Below are 17,477 nucleotides of genomic sequence, written 5' to 3'. Positions count from 1 at the left end.
GTCCGCCATGTTGTTCCAGCGCCTTCGTGAAGACATCGCCCTGATCCAGGAGCGCGACCCCGCCGCCCGTTCGGCCTGGGAGGTGCTGACTTGTTATCCGGGCCTGCATGCGCTGCTGCTGCACCGCTGGGCCCATGCCTGCTGGACCCACGGCTTCAAATGGCTGGGCCGCTTCATCTCGCACCTGGCACGCTTTCTCACCGGCATCGAGATCCATCCCGGCGCCACGATTGCGCGCCGCGTCTTCATCGACCATGGCATGGGCATCGTAATCGGCGAGATGGCCGAGGTCGGCGAGGACTGCACCATCTACCAGGGCGTGACCCTGGGCGGCACCTCGTTGGTGAAGGGCGCCAAGCGCCATCCCACGCTGGAGGCCGGCGTGATCGTCGGTGCCAACGCCTGCGTGCTGGGCGGCTTCACGGTGGGCGCCGGTGCGCGCATCGGTTCGGGGGCGGTGGTCACCAAGCCGGTGCCCGCGGGCGCCACCGCGGTGGGCAATCCGGCGCGCATCATCGAGGCCGAGGCGTCGCCGGCCCAGCCGGGCTTCTCGGCCTACGGGGTCAAGCTGGGCGATGACCCCACCGCACAGGCGCTCAAGGGCCTGATAGCCAACGCCGCCGGCCATGAGCACCAGATCGCCCTGCTGTGGCAGGCGGTGTGCAAGCTCTCGGCGGCCACGCGCGAGCCGGTGGGCGATTGCGTGCCGGTCGATGCCCAGCAAAGCGAGCGCTTCGACGCCGCCTCGCTGAACCAGTTGGTCAAGTAGCCTGGGTCTTGGGGCGTTGCGCTGATTTGGGCCGGAAGGCCTTGATCACCTCGTCGCGCGTTTCGAGATAGGGGCCGCCGATCAGGTCGATGCAATAGGGCACGGCGGCAAAGATGCCGCTGGCGGCGGCATGGCCCTCCAGGGTCTCGGCAATCGCCTTGGGTTGGCCGGGCAGATTGATGATGAGGCTCTTGCCGCGTATCACCGCCACCTGGCGCGACAGGATGGCGGTGGGCACGAAGTGCAGCGAGATCTGGCGCATCTGCTCGCCAAAGCCGGGCATTTCGCGCTCGGCCACATCCAGCGTGGCCTCGGGCGTGACATCGCGCGGCGCCGGCCCGGTGCCGCCGGTGGTGAGCACCAGGTCGCAGCGCGCCTCGTCCACCAGCTCGCGCAGGGTGGCGGCGATGCCGGCGCGTTCGTCGGGGATCAGGCGCGGCACGAACTCGATTGGGTTCAGCAGCGCGCGCGTCAGCCAGTCCTGCAGGGCGGGCAGGCCCTTGTCCTCATAGACACCGGTGGAGGCACGGTCACTGATCGAGACGATGCCTATGCGTACGGTTTCACTCGTCATCGTCTTCGGGCTCGCTGTCGTCGGCCTGCTCGCCGGGACCACCAGTGCCGTTCACGCGCAGGTTTTCGGCCTTGATGAACTGGAACAGCTCGCGAAAGGCGCGGCAGCTGCGTTTCTCGGGCTCGTTGGCGGCATCCTTGCGCGCCGCACGCACCAGGCTGCGCAGCTGCTGCACATCGGTGCCGCCATGCTCGGCGATGAAGGCCTGCAGGGCTTCGTCGTTGTCGAGCAGGCGTTCGCGCCAGCGCTCGCTCTGGTGCAGGGCCAGGCTGTCCTTGGCCCGCCCCAGCTTGAAATCGGCCACCGCCTGGCGCAGCGGCTCAGGGTCGACCTTGCGCATCAGCTTGCCGATGTACTGCACCTGGCGACGCTTGCCCTCGAAATTGGTGATCTTCTTGGCGGCCTTGATGGCGTCGAAAAGGATCTCGGGCAGGTCCAGCGCGTTGAGGCGGCTGCTGGGCAGGGCCAGCAGGTCTTCGCCCAGCGACTGCAGGTCATGCATCTCGCGCTTCTTCTGGCTCTTGCTGGGACGATCGAATTCATCGTCCGCGGCTTGTTCTTCGTAATGTTGTGGCATCTGGGTGCTGCTTGGTGGCCCCGTATGATAGTCGTCCGGCGTTCTTCGCCCCATAGAACAGCATCAGCATCCATGACAGCAGCCAGCAACACAGACCACGGTTTCGCCTACAGCCAGGAGCGTTTTCGCCAGTTGATCGACGAGGTGCTCGCCGAGGCCAAACGTCTGGGTGCCAGCGATGCGGGGGCCGAGGTGTCCGAGGGCTGCGGGCTCTCGGTTTCGGTGCGCCGCGGCGAGCTGGAGAACGTCGAGCGCAACCGCGACAAGTCGCTGGGCATCTCGGTCTATGTGGGCCAGCGGCGCGGCAATGCCAGCAGCTCTGACTTCTCGGCCAAGGCCTTGCGTGACACGGTGCGCGCCGCCTTCGATATCGCTCGCTTCACCGCCGAGGATCCGGTGGCCGGCCTGCCCGACGAGCAGGACCTCGCGCTCGACGTCGCGGCCCGCCCCGAGCTCGACCTGTTCCACGCCTGGGACATCGACGCCCAGCAGGCCGCCGAGTTGGCGCTGCGCTGCGAGGCCGCCAGCTTTGCGACCGATGCACGCATTAGCAACTCCGAGGGCGCGGCGGTGTCGGCCCAGCAATCGCATTTCTTCTCCGGCAACACGCGCGGCTTCCGCGGCGGCTATGCCAGCTCGCGGCATTCGCTCTCGGTCGCGCCGATCGCCGGCCGCGGCGCCGGCATGCAGCGCGATTCCTGGTACAGCTCGATGCGCGATGCCGCCGAACTGGCGTCGCCCGAGGCGGTGGGCCGTTATGCCGCCGAGCGCGCGCTCTCGCGCCTGAAGTCGCGCAAGGTCAAGACGGCCGAGGTGCCGGTGCTGTTCGAAAACACCGTGGCCGCCGGGCTGCTGGGTGCGCTGGTGCAGGCCACCAGCGGCGGCGCACTCTACCGCAAGGCCAGCTTCCTGCTCGACAGCCTGGGCCAGCGTGTGCTGGCCTCGCATGTCGACGTGCACGAGGACCCACATGTCGTCAAGGGCAAGGGCAGCGCGCCCTTCGACGACGAGGGCGTGGCCACGCATGCGCGCAGCGTCGTCGAGGCCGGTGTGCTGCAGGGCTATTTCCTCTCCACTTACTCGGCGCGTAAGCTGGGCATGCGCACCACGGGCCATGCCGGTGGTTCGCACAACCTGGTGATGACGAGCCGCCTGACCGCCCCCGGCGACAGCCTCACGACCATGCTGCGCCGCATGGGGCGTGGCCTGTTCGTCACCGAGCTGATGGGGCAGGGCGTCAACTATGTGACCGGCGACTACTCACGCGGCGCCAGCGGCTTCTGGGTGGAGAATGGCGAGATCGCGTTCCCGGTGCATGAGGTCACGATTGCCGGCAATATGAAGGACATGCTCCAGGGCATTGTCGGCATCGGCAACGACAGCTACACCCTGGGCAGCAAGACCGTCGGCTCGGTGCTGATTGATCGCATGAAATTGGCCGGTAGCTGAGAGCTGGCTGAACGGCCTTGTCAGCTTGCTGCAAGCTGTGTTTCAGGGTTTTTTCAGGCTGGTGCCAAAGCCCTGTTTTGTGCTTGCATTTCACGGGTTTGTACTCGGGAAGGCGGCGTTTTTGCACTCCTAGAATTTGCGCGCATCTCTGCGCATTCCATTTACTAGGAGCAAGCTTATGGAACGTCGTTCCTTCGTCCGTCAGGCAGGTTTGGCCGGGGTCTTGGCCGCGGGCGCCGCGCCTGCCATCGTGCAGGCACAAGCGAATATCCGCTGGCGTCTTGCCTCAAGTTTCCCGAAGTCGCTGGACACGATTTTTGGCGCCGCCGACGTGTTTGCCAAGAAGGTCAGCGAGATGACTGGCGGCAAGTTCCAGATCTCGGTGCATGCCGGCGGCGAATTGATGCCCCCGTTTGGCGTGGTGGATGCGGTGAAGGACGGTACGGTCGAGATTGCGCACACCGCGCCCTACTACTTCTTCGGCAAGGACGAGACCTTCGCGCTGGGCTGCGCCGTTCCCTTCGGCCTGAACAGCCGCCAGAACACCGCCTGGATGATCGAAGGCAATGGCCTGAAGCTGATGCGCGAGTTCTATCGCAACTACAACATCATCAACTTCCTGGGCGGCAATACCGGCGCGCAGATGGGCGGCTGGTACCGCAAGGAGGTGAAGAGCCTGGCCGACATCAAGGGACAGAAGATGCGCATCGGCGGTTTTGCCGGCCGCGTGTTGGAGCGCATCGGTGGTGTGCCGCAGAACATTCCCGGTGGCGAAATCTACCAATCGCTGGAAAAGGGCACCATCGACGCGGCCGAGTGGGTGGGCCCTTATGACGACCAGAAGCTGGGCTTCAACAAGGTGGCGCCGTTCTATGCCTATCCGGCCTGGTGGGAGGGTGGCCCGCAGCTGGACTTCTTCATCAACACCAAGGCCTATGAGGGCTTGAGCGCCGAGTACAAAGCGATCGTCGAGGCCGCCACCGCAATGGCGCACACCGACATGCAGGCCAAGTACGATGCCAAGAACCCGGATGCGCTGCGCCAGCTGGTGGCCGGTGGCACCAAGCTGTTCCGCATGCCCAAGGACGTGATGGAGGCGGCCTTCAAGGAATCGCAGGCGCTCTACAGTGAACTTTCGGCCAAGAATCCGAACTGGAAGAAGGTCTACGAGGACTGGGCCAAGTTCCGCCGCGAGCAGAACCTTTGGTTCCGTTTTGCCGAGGCCGGTTTCGACGACTTCATGCAGGCCCAGAAGCTCTGAACCAAGGTTCATAGCAACACAAAAAGGCCCGGCAGGTGTACGCGCACCTGCCGGGCCTTTTGCTTGCGCCGCCTGGGCTACTTGCTCGCGGCCGAGGCCGCGCCATCGGCGGGGCCGAACAGGGCGTTGGCGTCCATTTCCTTGGCAGAGTTGTCGTCGGCGGGCTGCACGTCCAGTTGCACATTGCTGGTGTCCAGCGCCTCATGCTTGCCCAGGCCGCCGGAGACCAGATTGGGGAAGGCGATGATGAGCCCCACCATGACGATCTGGATCATCACGAAGGGCACTGCACCCCAATAGATCTGGCCGGTGGTGACGCGCGCGATCTTGCGGCCGGTGAGCTTGTCGATGTAGTCGGTGAGCGGCGCGACGCTGCGCAGATAGAAGAGGGCAAAACCGAAGGGCGGATGCATGAAGGATGTCTGCATATTGACGCCCAGCAGCACGCCAAACCAGATCAGGTCGATGCCCAGCTTTTCGGCGACAGGGCCCAGCAGTGGCACGACGATGAAGCTGAGCTCGAAGAAGTCCAGGAAGAAGGCCAGCACGAAGATCAGCACGTTCACGAAGATCAGGAAGCCGAGCTGGCCGCCAGGCAGGCTGGTGAGCAGATGCTCGACCCACTTGGGGCCGTCCACGCCCTGGAAGGACAGACTGAACACGGTGGAGCCGATCAGGATGAACACCACGAAGCAGGCCAACTTGGTGGTCGAGTTGAGTGCCTGCACCAGCAGTTTGCCGCTCAGGCGCCCGCGCGCCAGCGCCATCAGCAGCGCGCCCATGGCGCCCATGGCACCACCCTCGGTAGGGGTGGCAATGCCCAGGAAGATGGTGCCCAGCACCAGGAAGATCAGTGCCAGCGGCGGGATCAGCACAAAGGTGACGCGCTCGGCCATGCGCGAGAGCAGGCCCAGGCCGCTGACTTTGTTGACGACCGAGGCCAGAAAGGCCAGGCCGACGCCCACCGACATGGAGACGACGATGGTCTCGTCCAGCGGCACATTGCTGGCTGCTTCGCCCTTGATGTAGCCCAGCACCTGGCCGTAGTGCTCGCCGAAGTAGACAGCCAGGCCCACCGACACCAGCGTCAGGATGCCCAGCGAAGCGAGGCCGCTCTTGCCGTTGTCTTCGCGGATCGAGCGCGCCTCCAGCGGCAGCGCCGGCACCCATTTGGGTTTGAAGATGGCGATGCCGATGATGTAGAGGGTATAGAGGCCGGTCAGCACGAATCCGGGCACGAAGGCGCCCTTGTACATGTCGCCCACGCTGCGACCCAGTTGGTCGGCCAGGATGATCAGCACCAACGAGGGCGGGATGATCTGGGCCAGCGTGCCGGAGGCGGCGATCACGCCCGAGGCGACGCGGCGGTCATATCCATAGCGCAGCATGATGGGCAGCGAGATCAGGCCCATCGAGATCACCGAAGCGGCCACCACGCCGGTGGTGGCGGCGAGCAGCGCGCCGACGAAGATCACCGCGAAGGCGAGGCCGCCGCGTATCGGGCCGAATAACTGGCCGATGGTGTCCAGCAGATCCTCGGCCATGCCCGAGCGCTCCAGTATCAGGCCCATCAGGGTGAAGAACGGGATCGCCAGCAGCGTGTCGTTCTTCATGATGCCGAAGATGCGCAGCGGCAGGGCCTGCATCAGCGAGGCCGGCAGCACGTTCAACTCGATGCCGATGAAGCCGAAGAACAGACCGCAGGCGCCCAGGCTGAAGGCGACCGGGAAGCCCATCAGCAGGAATACGATCAGCCCAGCAAACATGATGGGGGCCAGGTTGTTGGCTAGAAATTCCATGGATGCAGCTCCCTCAGGCCTGGTTCTTCTTCTGTTCGGCCGCCAGGCGGATGGCTTCCGCCAACTCCTCTTCCGGCGTCATGGCGGCGACCTTGAGGGTCGGGTCGGGAATCAGGCCCTGCAGGAAGGCGACGCGCTTGATCAGCTCGCTCAGGCCTTGCAGCAGCAGCAGGCCAAAGCCCAGGGGCATGAGTGCGTAGACCGGCCAGAGCGTCAGGCCGCCGGCATTGGAGGACACTTCATTGGAGTGGTAGCCCTGCAGGAAGAAGGGGATGCCGAGGTAGAGCACCGTGATGCACAGCGGCAGCAGGAACACCACTAAGCCGAAGATATCGACCCAGGTCTGCACGCGCTTGGAGAAGCGGCCCACCACCACGTCGATGCGTACATGCTCGTTGTTCAGCAGGGTGTAGCCAGCGGCGAGCAGGAAGGAAGCAGCAAACAGATACCACTGCACTTCGAGGAAGGCATTGGAGCTGTAGTTGAAGGCCTTGCGCACAACGGCATTGATGGCGCTGATGGCGGTGGATCCGAGGATCAGCCAGATGACCCAGCGGCCGACGAAGCGGTTGAGGCCGTCGATCAGCCCGGAAAGCTTGAGCAGTAAGGACACGAACGTCTCCTGAGTTCTTGATGCGTGCGCACGCGGCAGGCGCAAATGACGCCTGCCGCGGTGTTTGTCGCAATGTAAGAGCCCAGGCCTGAAACCTGCCTGAACGGGATGCCCGACCTAGGGCAAGTCCTAGGCGCGTATTCCCTTGGGCCGCAGGTTCAGGGGGCTGTGGCGGCCATGAAGAGCCTGGTCGAGCGTGCGCCCGAGCGGCAGAAGGCCAGCACCGGCTTGGGCAGCAGCTCCAGCAGCTGCTTGAACTGCGCGATCTCCTCGGGCGACTGGTAGGCACCGTTGACCGGCAGGTAGGCATAGGCCAGGCCGGCCGCCAGCGCCGCCGCTTCCATCTGCGCCGCGGTGGGCTGGTCGGGGCCGCCCTCGAAATCGGGGCGGTTGTTGATCACACTGCGAAAGCCCGCCGCCGCCGCTGCCGCCATGGCTGCAGGGTCCAGCTGCGGGGCGACGCTGAGTTCGGGGGTCAGGGCTTGGGCGGGCAGGTTCATGCTGTGATTCAATTGCTGAGTGCTTGTTTGACGGCAGCCGAGACCAGGGACATATCGGCCTTGCCGGCCAATTGTGCCTTCACCGCGCCCATCACCTTGCCCATGTCGCCGGGGCCCTTGGCGCCCAGCGAGGTGACGATGGCAAGCACGGCCGCCTGGATCTCCTCGGCGCTCAGGCGCTGCGGCAGATAGGCTTCCAGCACCGGCAGTTCGGCGCTTTCCTTGTCGGCCAGATCCTGGCGGCCGGCGGCGCTGAACTGGCTGATCGAATCCTTGCGCTGCTTGATCAGCTTGTCGACGATGGCGCTCAGGGCGGCGTCGTCGACCACCACGCGCTCGTCCACTTCCTTTTGCTTGACGGCGGCCAGCAGCATGCGGATGGTGGAGAGCTTGTCCATCTCCTTGGCACGCATGGCGGCCTTCATGTCTTCGGTAATGCGATCTTTCAGGCTCATCAGAATTCCTTGTTGGCTATTCCAGAATGGAAAAAGCCCGCGGCAGCGTCCTGCGCGGGCTTGATCGGAGAGGCCGGGGCCTTTCCCGAAGCGATTGATCGAAACCGATCAGTACAGCTTCTTGGGCAGCTGCATGCTGCGCACGCGCTTGTAGTGGCGCTTGACGGCCGCGGCCTTCTTGCGCTTGCGCTCAGCCGTGGGCTTTTCGTAGAACTCGCGAGCACGCAGCTCGGTGAGCAGGCCCAGCTTTTCAATGGTGCGCTTGAAGCGGCGCAGTGCCACATCAAACGGCTCGTTTTCTTTGACGCGAATCGTGGTCATGAAACAGTGGTTCCTTCAAGTTGCGCTCGGTGTTCGCCCGAGGCGGCTGCAGCTTTTGAGGGCTTGAGCAGACCGCCTCTGAAGCGGGGTATCCGGATTCCGCTTCCGAATCGACGCGCAGGGTTTGCCAGCAAAGAGAGTGAGTATAGCCGGATTTGAAGGGATTTGACAAATTGCGGCACTGGAAGTGCTGCGGGACTCCAATCAGCCCGCGCCGGACGGCTGCATGGCCCTGGCGCAGGCTGCCGCGCTGGCCCAGGCCCATTGGAAGTTGTAGCCGCCCAGCCAGCCGGTCACATCGACCACCTCGCCGATGAAATGCAGGCCCGGCACGCGCTTGCTTTCCATGTTCTGCGAGTTGAGTTCGCGGGTGTCGACGCCGCCGCGCATCACCTCGGCCTTGCGCCAGCCTTCGCTGCCGTCGGGCAGGAGGCGCCAGGCCTTGAGTTGCTGGGCCAGGATCTGCAGGTCCCGGTCCTTGCATTCCGGCATGGGCCGATTGGGGGCGATGGCGAGCCGCGCCAGCCAGGTCTGGGCCAGGCGGCTGGGCAGATGCTCGGCCAGCTCGTTGCCCAGCAGGCGCTTGGAACTCTGCTTTGCGGCCTTCAGCAGCGCGGCCAGGTCGGCATCCGGGCGCAGGTCGAGTTCGAGCTCCTGCCCTTCGCGCCAGTAGCTGGAGATCTGCAGCATCGCCGGGCCGCTCAGGCCGCGATGCGTGAACAGCAGGTCTTCCAGGAAGCGCGCCCTGGTCTTGCCCTGACCCACGCTGACGGCCACCGGCAGCGACAGGCCCGAGAGCTCGGCGAAGGGGCCCCAGACCTGGGCGTCAAAGGTCAGCGGCACCAGCGCCGGGCGTGGCTCGACGATGGCGTGGTCGAAGCGCTTGGCCAGGCGCAGGCCCCAGTCGCTGGCGCCGATCTTGGGGATCGAAAGCCCGCCGGTCGCCACCACCACGCGCCGGCTGAGCAAGGGACCAGACGAGGTGTCGAGTTCAAAGCCGTCCGCCACGGCGCGCAACTCGTGCACGCTGCAGGGCTGGCGCCGCTCCACCTGCCCCATCTCACATTCGCGCAACAGCATCTGGATGATGCGTTCGCTGCTGTCGTCGCAGAACAGCTGACCCTTGTGCTTCTCGTGAAAGGTAATGCCATGCTTGTGCACCAGGGCGATGAAATCCTGCGGGCTGTAGCGCGCCAAGGCCGAACGGCAGAAGGCCGGGTTCTCCGACAGGAAATTGGCCGGGCCGACGTCGCGGTTGGTGAAGTTGCAGCGGCCGCCGCCGGAGATGCGGATCTTTTCTGCGAGCCGGGGCGCATGATCGATCACGAGCACACGCAGGCCACGCTGCCCGGCGATGCCGGCACAGAAAAGACCGGCTGCGCCGGCGCCGACCACGACGAGGTCAAAGTCTTGCATGGGAATGGGGTGCTGCGCAGGGCGCACGAAGCTGGCCGGGAATGCCCCGGGGAGGGGCGGCTGAGTATACGGCTCGGGTTATATTGCTCGGCCGCACGAGCTTGTGCCGAAATGTCCACAAGCTAGGGGTGGTGTGGGCTGGCCCCGATTCAGGCTATTGCTAGGCTGGTGGCAGCCCATCTACATTCGACGCATACCAACACGCAAGGCCGGCGCGCTTCGCTCGCTACCTTGCTTCGACATTAGAAAAAATGGACAACCAGTCGGCAGCCCCTGCAGGAGCAAAGCCCGAGAGGGAACGATTCGGTCAATGGCTGAACAGTGTGGGCTTGGCCGATGCCGATGTGGCCGCCGCCTTGCTGGGCTTGGCCGAGCCGCATGGCAGTTTTGTGGCCGTCAAGTCGCTGGCGACCGGGCGTTATGTCTATGCCAGCCCCGGACTGGACGACTTGTTCGAGCGCACCGAGTCCAGCATCGTCGGCAGTCTGGACACCGACTTGATGCGTAGCGACGAGATGCAGGCGATGCGGCGGGTCGAGCAGGCGGCGATGGCACAGCGCAGCGTCGTGGTTAGCGAGCACCGGCTTGAATTGGCAGGCCGGCGTCGTGAGTTCGCCGTGACGCGCGCCGCGCTCGGCAGCGAGTTCGTGATGGCCCTGTGGGCCGAGCGCACCGAGGAGCGTCACCGCGAGTCGCATCTGCAGCGCGCACTGGCGCAGATCGAACAGCAGCAGAAGGCCATTGAGCAGCTGCGGCGCGAATTGCAGGCGGGTTCGGGACGCGACGATGTCTCGGGGCTCTATCTGCGTGCGCAGTTCGACGATCAATTGCTGCGTGAAATCGACCTCTCTACGCGCGAGCATCGCGAGTTTGCCTTGGTGCTGATAGCACTGGACCCGTTGCCGGCAGCCGCGCAATCACTGGGGGCCGAGGCGCAGCAGCGCCTGCTCGAAGGCCTGGGGCGCATGCTGCGCGCCAATACCCGTGCCATGGACGCGGCCTGTCGTGTTGGCGAGCATCACTTTGCCGTGCTGCTCTCGGGCGTGGGCTTGGCAACAGCGCATGCGCGCATGGAACAGTTGCGCAAGCAGTGCACGGCGCAGATCGTGGTGCTGAACGGCCATGACCTCGGTCTGTCGCTCTCGATGGGCGTGGCCAGCTTTCCGCATACCGCCTCCAAGCAGGACGAGTTGCTGCACGCGAGCGAGGCCGCCGTGCACGAGGCACAACGGCGCGGCGGCAATCAGGTGGTGCTGGCGTCGATTCCGTTCGGCACCTGATACTCAGCACAGGACGGCTCAGCGCAGCAGGGCTTTGTAGAGCATATAGGCCGCCAGCAGGTAGAGCAGCAGGGCGAAGGCGCGCTTGAGCTGCTGCACATTCATCGCATGGGCGGCGCGCGCACCCAGCGGCGCCATCAGCACGCTGGCACTCGCAATCACGGCCAGGGCCGGCAGGTACAGATAGCCCAGCGCGCCGGGCAGGGCGGCTTGCAGCTGCCAGCCGCCCAGCACATAGCCCAGGGTGTTGGCCAGTGCGATCGGAAAGCCCAGCGCCGCGCTGGTGGCCACCGCGCTGTGCATGGCGACGTTGCACCAGGTCATGAAGGGCACCGAGACGAAGCCGCCGCCGGCGCCGACCAGACCCGACAGCAGTCCGATGCCGGCACCGGCACCCAGTTGCCCGGCCGTGCCCGGCATCTGCCGGCCGGGCGCTGGCTTCTTGTTGCGCAGCATCTGCGTGGCCGAGAAGCCCACGAAGGCCGCAAACACCAGCGCCAGGGCCTGCCCCTTGACGAGAGCGAAGATGCCCGCGCCGGCCAGCAGCCCGCCCAGCACGATGCCGGGCGCAAGGCCACGCACCAGATCCCAGCGCACCGCGCCGCGCTTGTGGTGCGCGCGCACGCTGGACAGCGAGGTGAACATGATGGTGGCCATCGAGGTGGCGATCGCCATCTTCACCGCCATGCCGGCCTCAACGCCGCGCGCCGACAGGATGATGGTCAGGAAAGGCACCATCAGCATGCCGCCACCGATGCCCAGCAGGCCGGCCAGGAAGCCGGCGCAAAGTCCCAGGCTCAGCAATTCGGCGAACAGCAAGGCATCCATCATGCTCAGGCGCGGCCTTCCTCCAGCAGGCGCAGCACGCCCTGCCATTCCTTGGGCAGCACCGGCGTGATGGAGAGCCGGTTGCCCGCCTGCAGCACGCGCATGCCGGCCAGTTCGGGCCGCGCGCGCATCTCGGCGAGGCTCAGCAGGCGCGTCTTGCGCCGATAGCGCACGTCCACATGCAGCCAGCGCGCTTGCTCGGGCTTGGACTTGGGGTCGTGGTAGGGGCTGGCGGGATCGAACTGGCTGGCATCCGGGTAGGCGGCGCTGGCCACTTCGGCCAGCCCTGCAATGCCGGGTTGCGGGCAGGACGAGTGGTAGAACAGCACACCATCGCCGATGCGCATGGCATCGCGCATGAAGTTGCGTGCCTGGTAGTTGCGCACGCCGATCCAGGGCAGGCATTGGCCGGGCGCGCTTGCGAGATCATCGATCGAGCACTCGTCGGGCTCGGACTTCATCAGCCAGTAGTTCAAGGCGCGATCGAGGAGTGTGGGAAGAGGAAGGTGTCCACCGCGAGCCGTGAGCCGCATTCCTGAACCCAGGGGATTCAGGTGGGCGAGGTCAGCAGGACTTCGGGTTCATCTGACGCGAGACGATCACACCAGCCGAGCAATATTCCAAGCCCTTGCTCAAAGAGCATCGGTTCAAGGAAATATAGGACTCACGCGAACGCAGCGGACGGCTGGATTCTAAGGCCGGCCCGATGCCCGCGCGCGCCCTAGGCTCAGAGTAATTGGCCGTCTTGCGCCAGCACTTCATCGAGGCGTCGCATCAAGGCCTCCAGCTCCGGCGCCTGCACCGCTACGTCCGTCTCGGCGGCGGGTTTGCTGGGGGCTTCGGCGAGCTGGTAGGCGAGGTTGAGCGCCGCCAGCACCGCGATGCGTTCGCGCGCCTTGACGCGTCCCGCGTCGCGGATGGCGCACATCTCCTTGTCGACCTGGGCCACGGCCTTGGTCAGCGCGGCCTCACCGCCATCCGGGCAGCCCAGTAAATAGCTCTGGCCCATGATGGTGACTTCCATTTGCTTCATGGGGTGTTCTTTCCGGTTTCTGAGGACTCCAGCGGCAGCCGGTCCAGCAAGGCATCGATGCGCGCGCGCGCGGCTTGCAGACGTGAACGCAGGCTGTCGCGCTCCTGGCTGAGCGCCTGCACCTGCGCTTCGAGCAAGGCATTGGTGCGCGTCAGTTCTTCATGGCGCAACAGCAGTCGCTCCACCCGGTCAACGAGGTCGGTGATGCTAGGCATGGCTTCCTGTGGTGATTCAGACGCCTACTGGGCGGCCGCCATTGTAGGGTGGGGCTTGGCTGCGGCGGCGAGCCGGCGCCCGTGGTCGCAATCGGCCGCCACCTGGCATTGCCCGCACAGCGGCTTGCGCGCCTGGCAGACATAGCGTCCATGCAGGATCAGCCAATGGTGCGCGTCCACCATGAAGGCCGGCGGAATGCGCTTGAGCAGGCCCAGTTCCACCGCCAGCGGGGTCTTGCCGGGGGCGAGGCCGGTGCGGTTGGCGACGCGGAAGATATGGGTGTCCACCGCCATGGTGGCCTCGCCGAAGGCGACGTTGAGCACTACGTTGGCGGTCTTGCGGCCCACGCCGGGCAAGGCCTCCAGTGCCTCGCGCGTGCGCGGCACCTGGCCACCATGCTGGTTCAGCAGGATCTGGCAGGTGGCGATCAGATTCTTGGCCTTGGTGCGGTACAGGCCGATGGTGCGGATGTATTCGCTCAAGCCTTGCTCGCCCAGCGCCAGCATCTTGGCCGGCGTATTGGCCACCACGAACAGCCGGCGCGTGGCCTTGTTCACGCCCACATCGGTGGCCTGGGCCGACAGCAGCACCGCCGCCAGCAACTCGAACACACTGGCGTACTCCAGCTCGGTCTGCGGCGCTGGATTGGCGCGCTGCAGGGTTTCGAAGAAGTGCTGAATCATTTGCGAGTTCATGCGCGAATTGTCGCTGCTGCGCCGCGCGCCTCAAGGAGAATGCGGCTCCTGCTTCGTTGCTCCATTGCTTCGCCCCGCTTCGATGACCAAACCGCTTTCTAACCCTGCCGCGACCCGGATCTGGTGGCTGGTGCTCGCCGCCGCCCTGCTGCTGCGCCTCGGCAGCCTGCCGCTGGCGGTGCTGACCGACCATACCGAGGCGCGTTACGCCGAGATTGCGCGCCTGATGGTGGTGTTGCAGGACTGGGTCAGCCCGCACATCACGCCCAACGAGGTGTTCTGGGCCAAGCCGCCGCTGTCGACCTGGAGCCAGGCCTTGCTGATGGAGCTGTTCGGCGTGCATGCCTGGCCCGGCCGCCTGGCCGCGCTGCTGTGGGCGCTGCTGGCCCTGTGGAGCCTCAACTGGATGCTCAAGGGCAGTGTGTCGGCGCTGCAGCGCGCGGCCATGCTGGCGGGGCTGATGCTGAGCCCGCTGTTCTTCCTGTGCGCCGGCGCGGTGATGACGGACGCGACCCTGGGCGCCACCGTGCTGCTGGTGCAGGCCGCCTGGTGGCGGCTGCTCAAGGACGAGGGCGCGGGGCGCCGCCGTGCCGCGCGCGTGCTGGCGCTGGGCCTGGGCCTGGCGCTGCTGACCAAGGGGCCGGCTGCGGCCGTGCTGGCCTTGCTGCCCATCCTCATGCATGCGGGCTGGCGTGGGCATTGCCGCCTGGTGTGGGCCGTGTTGCGGGATCCCTGGGTATGGCTGATCTGGATGGCGGTGGCCTTGCCCTGGTTCGTCATCGCCGAGCTCAAGACGCCCGGCTTCCTGCAGTATTTTGTGCTGGGCGAGCATGTGATGCGCTTTCTGCAGCCGGGCTGGAAGGGCGATCGTTATGGCTTCGCGCATGCCCAGCCGCTGGGCATGATCTGGCTCTACGCCCTCGTGGCCGCCTTGCCATGGGTGCTGCTGGCGCTGGCGCGCCTGCCCTGGCTGCGCTGGCGCGAGGGCCGGGGCGCGGTCGGGCGGCAACTGCGCAACCAGCTCGAGCCCGAGCTGATCAGCTACGCCGCCTGCCTGCTGCTGGCGCCACTGCTGCTCTTCAGCGGGGCGCGCAACATCATTGCCACCTATGCGCTGACGGCCATGCCGGGCCTGGTGATACTGGCGATGGGCCTGCTGCCCGAGGCCAGTCTGGCCGGGCGCCGCCTGCGTGTCTATGCGCTGCTGGTGCTGGCGCTGACGGCCTGGGCCTATCTCTACAAATTGCCGCAGGCGGTGCAGCGCAATTCCGATCAGGTGCTGATCGCCGCCTACGAGAAGGCCTGTGCGGGTCAGCGCTGTGCACTGCGCTACCAGGCCAAGCCTCCCTACTCGGCCTACTTCTACACCGCCGGACGCCTGTACGAGGGCATGCCGGGCGAACCCGGTACGCCCGCCTTCGCGGTCCTGCCGCGTGCTGAGGTGGTCGTCGACCAGCCGTTGGCTTGCAACAAGGATGCCTGTCTCGTGCGGGAGCCGGCTCTGTCGCACAATTCGGGCCAATGAATTCTTCCCTCCAGCCCCTTGCTCCCGTGCTGCCGCGCCAGCGCCCCACATTGCTGTCGGTGGTGCTGCCGGCCTACAACGAGGCCGCCAACCTGGCCTGGCTGCTGCCCGAGTTGCGGGCCCGCCTGAGCGGGCAGGCCGATAGGCTGGAGCTGCTGGTGGTCGACGACGGCAGCCGCGACGACACCGTGCTGGTGGTGCAGGGCCTGATCCACGCAGGCCTGCCGGTGCGGCTGCTGCGACTCTCGCGCAACTTCGGCAAGGAGGCGGCGCTCACCGCGGGTCTCGATGCCGCCGAGGGCCAGGTGGTCGTCAGCATGGACGCCGACGGCCAGCATCCGATCGCCTGCGTGCTGGAAATGCTGCAGTGCTGGCGCGAAGGTTTCGACGTGGTCTACGGCGTGCAGACCGGGCGGCGGGCCTCGCAGTCCTGGGCGCGCCGCAGCTACACGCGTGTGTTCTATTGGCTGATGCAAAAGGGCTCGCGCTTCGAACTGCCCGCCGACGCGGGCGACTTCCGCCTGCTGGACCGCGCCGTGGTGCTGGCGTTGCGCCAATTGCCCGAGCGCGCGCGCTATATGAAGGGCCTGTTCGCCTGGGTGGGCTTCAAGGCCCAGGCGATCCACTTTGTGCCGGAGGAGCGCGCGCATGGCGAGAGCCATTTCCGCTTCATGCGGCTGCTGTCGCTGGCGGTGACCGGCATCACCGCCTTCAGCAAGGTGCCGCTGCGCCTGGTGTCGGCGCTGGGCATCATGGTGTCGGTGGCCTCGGTGGTGTTCGGTCTCTGGATCGTGTTCGAGAAGCTGTTCCTGGGCAACGACATCTCGGGTTTTGCCACGCTGGCGGCGTCCATCACCTTCCTGGCCGGGGTGCAGCTGCTGTGCCTGGGCATCATCGCCGAGTACCTCGGCCGGGTGTTCGACGAGGTCAAGCGCCGCCCGCTCTATGTGACGCAAGACCTGACCCCACCGCTGGACGCGGCTGGCAAGGACGCCGGGCTGTGAGGGCGCTGCTCTGGTTTGGCGCGGTGGGCGCCAGCGCGGCAGCGGTGCATTTCGCCGTGGTGGTGCTGGCGGTGAAGCTACTGGCGCTCGCGCCCCTGCTGGCCAATGTGCTGGGCTTCATGCTGGCCTTCTGCGTCAGCTTTGTCGGCCATCATCGGCTGAGCTTCGCGGCGCAGCAGGCCAGTGGCCGTCAGGCCCTGCCGCGCTTCGCGCTGGTGGCCCTGCTGGGCTTTGCCAGCAATGAGCTGATGTACGCCGTCCTGCTCGGTCTGGGCGTGGAGTACCGCCTGGCGCTGTTCCTGGTGTTGCTGGCGGTGGCGGCGATGACCTGGCTGTTGAGCCGGCATTGGGCCTTCAAGCGGCGGGCGGCATGAAGCGGGTGCAGATTTGTGCCGACGACTATGGCTTCGACGCCGCCGTCAGCCAGGGCATCCTCGACGGCATTGACGCCGGCCGCCTCAGCGCCACCAGCTGCATGGTGCTGTCGCCGGCCTGGGCGCAATGGGCACCGGCCTTGCGCGAACGTGCCGGCGCCGCCGATGTCGGCCTGCACCTGGATGTGAACGAGTTCGCCGGCTACGCCAGACGCAGCCTGTCGGGCTGGATCGCGGCTGCCTATCGCGGCGCGATTGCGCGCCGCGATGCCGACGCCTGGGTGGCCAGCCAGCTGGACGCCTTCGAGGCCGCGCTGGGCCGGGCGCCCGACTATCTGGATGGTCACCAGCATGTGCATCAGCTGCCGGTGCTGCGCGAGGCCGTGGTGGGCGCGCTGGTGCGCCGCTATGGCCGGGGCTGCGCGCTGCGCAACACGCGTGCGCGGCGCTGGCGCGGTCCCAAGGCGGCGGTGATCGCGGCGCTGGGCGCGGGCGGCTTGCAGCGCCAGGCGCGCGAGCAGGGACTGGCGATGAACCGCGACTTTGCTGGCGTCTACGACTTCGGCCCCAAGGCGCGGTTTGGCGAGTTGGTGGCGGCATGGCTGGCCGGCCTGCCCGACGGTGGCCTGTTGATGACCCACCCTGGCCGCGTCGGCGGCACCGAAACCCGCGCCGATCCGATCCGTGCGGCGAGGGTGCGCGAGCATGCCTTCTGGCTCAGCACCGAGGCCGGCGAGCTGCTGGCCCGGCAGGGGGTGCAGCTGGGCCTGTGTGCCGATTGGCGCTGA

The 17,477-nt window shown here is 66.3% G+C and carries 21 protein-coding genes and 1 other RNA gene; 8 read left to right on the top strand and 14 right to left on the bottom strand.

Annotated elements, in window-relative coordinates; genetic code table 11:
• Positions 1 to 10: 10 nt before the first annotated feature.
• Positions 11 to 769 (top strand): serine O-acetyltransferase, encoded by a 759-nt coding sequence (gene cysE / locus WG898_RS17305; RefSeq protein WP_339604150.1) that lies wholly within the window; start codon positions 11 to 13, stop codon positions 767 to 769.
• Here cysE and mog read toward each other — a convergent pair.
• The gene (gene mog, locus WG898_RS17300) at positions 762 to 1,343 is read right to left on the bottom strand and encodes a molybdopterin adenylyltransferase (protein WP_339604038.1); all 582 of its coding nucleotides are present in this window, start codon (positions 1,341 to 1,343) and stop codon (positions 762 to 764) included. The genes cysE and mog overlap by 8 nt on opposite strands.
• A complete protein-coding gene (yjgA, locus tag WG898_RS17295; protein ID WP_339604037.1) occupies positions 1,333 to 1,920 on the bottom strand; it encodes a ribosome biogenesis factor YjgA in 588 nt (195 codons plus the stop codon). The genes mog and yjgA overlap by 11 nt, the downstream gene beginning before the upstream one ends.
• 72 nt (positions 1,921 to 1,992) lie before the next feature.
• On the opposite strand from yjgA, the gene pmbA reads away from it, so the two are divergent.
• Both pmbA and WG898_RS17285 read left to right on the top strand, forming a co-directional pair.
• Positions 1,993 to 3,369, top strand: coding sequence for a metalloprotease PmbA (gene pmbA, locus WG898_RS17290; RefSeq protein ID WP_339604036.1), 1,377 nt, complete (start codon positions 1,993 to 1,995; stop codon positions 3,367 to 3,369).
• A gap of 178 nt (positions 3,370 to 3,547) precedes the next feature.
• Complete coding sequence (locus WG898_RS17285; protein WP_339604035.1) at positions 3,548 to 4,630, top strand: TRAP transporter substrate-binding protein; 1,083 nt, start codon at positions 3,548 to 3,550, stop codon at positions 4,628 to 4,630.
• A gap of 77 nt (positions 4,631 to 4,707) precedes the next feature.
• Here the strand turns inward: WG898_RS17285 and WG898_RS17280 are convergent, their stop codons facing one another.
• The 6 genes from WG898_RS17280 to WG898_RS17255 all read right to left on the bottom strand — a co-directional run bounded on the left by WG898_RS17280 (position 4,708) and on the right by WG898_RS17255 (position 9,734).
• Positions 4,708 to 6,429, bottom strand: a complete 1,722-nt coding sequence (locus WG898_RS17280; protein ID WP_339604034.1) for a TRAP transporter large permease — start codon at positions 6,427 to 6,429, stop codon at positions 4,708 to 4,710.
• Between the two features lie 13 nt (positions 6,430 to 6,442).
• Positions 6,443 to 7,042, bottom strand: coding sequence for a TRAP transporter small permease subunit (locus WG898_RS17275; protein ID WP_339604033.1), 600 nt, complete (start codon positions 7,040 to 7,042; stop codon positions 6,443 to 6,445).
• A gap of 158 nt (positions 7,043 to 7,200) precedes the next feature.
• Entirely contained in the window at positions 7,201 to 7,542 is a 342-nt protein-coding gene (locus tag WG898_RS17270) for a protein tyrosine phosphatase family protein (protein WP_339604032.1), read from the bottom strand.
• A gap of 8 nt (positions 7,543 to 7,550) precedes the next feature.
• The gene (locus WG898_RS17265) at positions 7,551 to 7,997 is read right to left on the bottom strand and encodes a GatB/YqeY domain-containing protein (RefSeq protein ID WP_339604031.1); all 447 of its coding nucleotides are present in this window, start codon (positions 7,995 to 7,997) and stop codon (positions 7,551 to 7,553) included.
• 108 nt (positions 7,998 to 8,105) lie between these two features.
• Complete coding sequence (gene rpsU / locus WG898_RS17260) at positions 8,106 to 8,318, bottom strand: 30S ribosomal protein S21 (RefSeq protein WP_012346814.1); 213 nt, start codon at positions 8,316 to 8,318, stop codon at positions 8,106 to 8,108.
• A gap of 204 nt (positions 8,319 to 8,522) precedes the next feature.
• Positions 8,523 to 9,734: a BaiN/RdsA family NAD(P)/FAD-dependent oxidoreductase gene (locus WG898_RS17255; RefSeq protein WP_339604030.1), complete on the bottom strand. Its 1,212-nt coding sequence runs from the start codon at positions 9,732 to 9,734 to the stop codon at positions 8,523 to 8,525.
• 323 nt (positions 9,735 to 10,057) lie between these two features.
• On the opposite strand from WG898_RS17255, the gene WG898_RS17250 reads away from it, so the two are divergent.
• On the top strand, positions 10,058 to 11,014 hold the full coding sequence (locus WG898_RS17250) for a GGDEF domain-containing protein (RefSeq protein ID WP_339604029.1): 957 nt from the start codon (positions 10,058 to 10,060) through the stop codon (positions 11,012 to 11,014).
• Between the two features lie 18 nt (positions 11,015 to 11,032).
• Here the strand turns inward: WG898_RS17250 and WG898_RS17245 are convergent, their stop codons facing one another.
• From WG898_RS17245 to nth, 6 genes are all read right to left on the bottom strand, one after another.
• Complete coding sequence (locus WG898_RS17245) at positions 11,033 to 11,845, bottom strand: sulfite exporter TauE/SafE family protein (RefSeq protein ID WP_339604028.1); 813 nt, start codon at positions 11,843 to 11,845, stop codon at positions 11,033 to 11,035.
• Positions 11,846 to 11,847: 2 nt separating this feature from the next.
• Positions 11,848 to 12,303, bottom strand: a complete 456-nt coding sequence (locus tag WG898_RS17240) for an EVE domain-containing protein (RefSeq protein ID WP_339604149.1) — start codon at positions 12,301 to 12,303, stop codon at positions 11,848 to 11,850.
• Positions 12,304 to 12,348: 45 nt separating this feature from the next.
• Positions 12,349 to 12,526, bottom strand: a non-coding RNA gene (ssrS, locus tag WG898_RS17235) — 6S RNA.
• A gap of 43 nt (positions 12,527 to 12,569) precedes the next feature.
• Entirely contained in the window at positions 12,570 to 12,875 is a 306-nt protein-coding gene (locus WG898_RS17230; RefSeq protein ID WP_339604027.1) for a cell division protein ZapA, read from the bottom strand.
• Positions 12,872 to 13,090: a cell division protein ZapB gene (locus WG898_RS17225; RefSeq protein WP_339604026.1), complete on the bottom strand. Its 219-nt coding sequence runs from the start codon at positions 13,088 to 13,090 to the stop codon at positions 12,872 to 12,874. Before WG898_RS17225 ends, WG898_RS17230 begins: the two co-directional genes overlap by 4 nt.
• A gap of 24 nt (positions 13,091 to 13,114) precedes the next feature.
• Positions 13,115 to 13,786 carry an endonuclease III gene (nth, locus tag WG898_RS17220; protein ID WP_339604025.1) on the bottom strand — a complete coding sequence of 224 codons (672 nt, stop codon included), beginning with the start codon at positions 13,784 to 13,786 and terminating at the stop codon, positions 13,115 to 13,117.
• A gap of 82 nt (positions 13,787 to 13,868) precedes the next feature.
• Here nth and WG898_RS17215 point away from each other — a divergent pair, with 82 nt between their 5' ends.
• The 4 genes from WG898_RS17215 to WG898_RS17200 are packed head-to-tail and all read left to right on the top strand — an operon-like array spanning position 13,869 to position 17,477.
• Positions 13,869 to 15,311 (top strand): ArnT family glycosyltransferase, encoded by a 1,443-nt coding sequence (locus WG898_RS17215; RefSeq protein WP_339604024.1) that lies wholly within the window; start codon positions 13,869 to 13,871, stop codon positions 15,309 to 15,311.
• Positions 15,308 to 16,315 carry a glycosyltransferase family 2 protein gene (locus WG898_RS17210; protein ID WP_339604023.1) on the top strand — a complete coding sequence of 336 codons (1,008 nt, stop codon included), beginning with the start codon at positions 15,308 to 15,310 and terminating at the stop codon, positions 16,313 to 16,315. Before WG898_RS17215 ends, WG898_RS17210 begins: the two co-directional genes overlap by 4 nt.
• A complete protein-coding gene (locus tag WG898_RS17205; RefSeq protein ID WP_339604022.1) occupies positions 16,312 to 16,689 on the top strand; it encodes a GtrA family protein in 378 nt (125 codons plus the stop codon). The genes WG898_RS17210 and WG898_RS17205 overlap by 4 nt, the downstream gene beginning before the upstream one ends.
• Positions 16,686 to 17,477: a ChbG/HpnK family deacetylase gene (locus WG898_RS17200; RefSeq protein WP_339604021.1), complete on the top strand. Its 792-nt coding sequence runs from the start codon at positions 16,686 to 16,688 to the stop codon at positions 17,475 to 17,477. The genes WG898_RS17205 and WG898_RS17200 overlap by 4 nt, the downstream gene beginning before the upstream one ends.

The organism is Paucibacter soli, from assembly GCF_037482845.1.
GTDB lineage: Bacteria > Pseudomonadota > Gammaproteobacteria > Burkholderiales > Burkholderiaceae_C > Paucibacter_B > Paucibacter_B soli.
This window is presented reverse-complemented; position numbering and strand designations above follow the sequence as displayed.

Excerpts from the sequence above, each read along its gene's own strand:
- mog (WP_339604038.1), bottom strand. The coding sequence starts at position 1,343 with ATGACGAGTGAAACCGTACGCATAGGCATCGTCTCGATCAGTGACCGT.
- yjgA (WP_339604037.1), bottom strand. The coding sequence starts at position 1,920 with ATGCCACAACATTACGAAGAACAAGCCGCGGACGATGAATTCGATCGT.
- pmbA (WP_339604036.1), top strand. The coding sequence starts at position 1,993 with ATGACAGCAGCCAGCAACACAGACCACGGTTTCGCCTACAGCCAGGAG.
- WG898_RS17285 (WP_339604035.1), top strand. The coding sequence starts at position 3,548 with ATGGAACGTCGTTCCTTCGTCCGTCAGGCAGGTTTGGCCGGGGTCTTG.
- WG898_RS17280 (WP_339604034.1), bottom strand. The coding sequence starts at position 6,429 with ATGGAATTTCTAGCCAACAACCTGGCCCCCATCATGTTTGCTGGGCTG.
- WG898_RS17270 (WP_339604032.1), bottom strand. The coding sequence starts at position 7,542 with ATGAACCTGCCCGCCCAAGCCCTGACCCCCGAACTCAGCGTCGCCCCG.
- WG898_RS17265 (WP_339604031.1), bottom strand. The coding sequence starts at position 7,997 with ATGAGCCTGAAAGATCGCATTACCGAAGACATGAAGGCCGCCATGCGT.
- rpsU (WP_012346814.1), bottom strand. The coding sequence starts at position 8,318 with ATGACCACGATTCGCGTCAAAGAAAACGAGCCGTTTGATGTGGCACTG.
- WG898_RS17255 (WP_339604030.1), bottom strand. The coding sequence starts at position 9,734 with ATGCAAGACTTTGACCTCGTCGTGGTCGGCGCCGGCGCAGCCGGTCTT.
- WG898_RS17245 (WP_339604028.1), bottom strand. The coding sequence starts at position 11,845 with ATGATGGATGCCTTGCTGTTCGCCGAATTGCTGAGCCTGGGACTTTGC.
- WG898_RS17240 (WP_339604149.1), bottom strand. The coding sequence starts at position 12,303 with ATGAAGTCCGAGCCCGACGAGTGCTCGATCGATGATCTCGCAAGCGCG.
- WG898_RS17230 (WP_339604027.1), bottom strand. The coding sequence starts at position 12,875 with ATGAAGCAAATGGAAGTCACCATCATGGGCCAGAGCTATTTACTGGGC.
- WG898_RS17225 (WP_339604026.1), bottom strand. The coding sequence starts at position 13,090 with ATGCCTAGCATCACCGACCTCGTTGACCGGGTGGAGCGACTGCTGTTG.
- nth (WP_339604025.1), bottom strand. The coding sequence starts at position 13,786 with ATGAACTCGCAAATGATTCAGCACTTCTTCGAAACCCTGCAGCGCGCC.
- WG898_RS17215 (WP_339604024.1), top strand. The coding sequence starts at position 13,869 with ATGACCAAACCGCTTTCTAACCCTGCCGCGACCCGGATCTGGTGGCTG.
- WG898_RS17210 (WP_339604023.1), top strand. The coding sequence starts at position 15,308 with ATGAATTCTTCCCTCCAGCCCCTTGCTCCCGTGCTGCCGCGCCAGCGC.
- WG898_RS17200 (WP_339604021.1), top strand. The coding sequence starts at position 16,686 with ATGAAGCGGGTGCAGATTTGTGCCGACGACTATGGCTTCGACGCCGCC.